Source organism: Rhodococcus erythropolis NBRC 15567, assembly GCF_001552595.1.
GTDB lineage: Bacteria > Actinomycetota > Actinomycetes > Mycobacteriales > Mycobacteriaceae > Rhodococcus_F > Rhodococcus_F erythropolis.
Genome location: NZ_BCRM01000067.1, coordinates 1 through 544, shown reverse-complemented (window position 1 = coordinate 544; position 544 = coordinate 1). Strand labels below are relative to the sequence as shown.

General features: G+C 67.8%; 1 protein-coding gene. It reads left to right on the top strand.

Features of this window, described 5'->3' with window-relative positions; all coding sequences use genetic code 11:
• Nucleotides 1-544, top strand: a 544-nt coding sequence (locus RE4_RS30570; RefSeq protein ID WP_162267920.1) for an FAD-dependent oxidoreductase, incomplete at both ends; no start/stop codon positions are given.

Below are 544 nucleotides of genomic sequence, written 5' to 3'. Positions count from 1 at the left end.
CGCCCACTCCGGGTCGCGATCGTCGGCGCCGGCCCCGCCGGCATCTACGCCGCCGACGCCCTCATGAAATCCGACACCGCAGTCTCCGGCCGCGGCGTCAGCATCGACCTCTTCGAGCGCATGCCCGCGCCCTTCGGCCTGATTCGTTACGGCGTCGCGCCTGATCATCCGCGCATCAAGGGCATCATCACCGCTCTGCACAAGGTGCTCGACAAGCCTCAGGTACGCCTGCTCGGCAACATCGACTACGGCACCGACATCACCCTCGACGACCTGCAGTCGTTCTACGACGCGGTCATCTTCTCCACCGGCGCCAACGCCGACCGCGCGCTCGGCATCCCGGGTATCGAACTCGACGGCAGCTATGGCGCGGCCGACTTCGTCTCCTGGTACGACGGCCACCCCGACGTACCGCGTACGTGGCCGCTCGAAGCCGAGAAGGTCGCCGTCCTCGGCGTCGGCAACGTTGCACTCGACATCGCCCGCGTCCTCGCCAAGACCGGCGACGAACTGCTGCCGACCGAGATCCCCGCCAACGTCTACG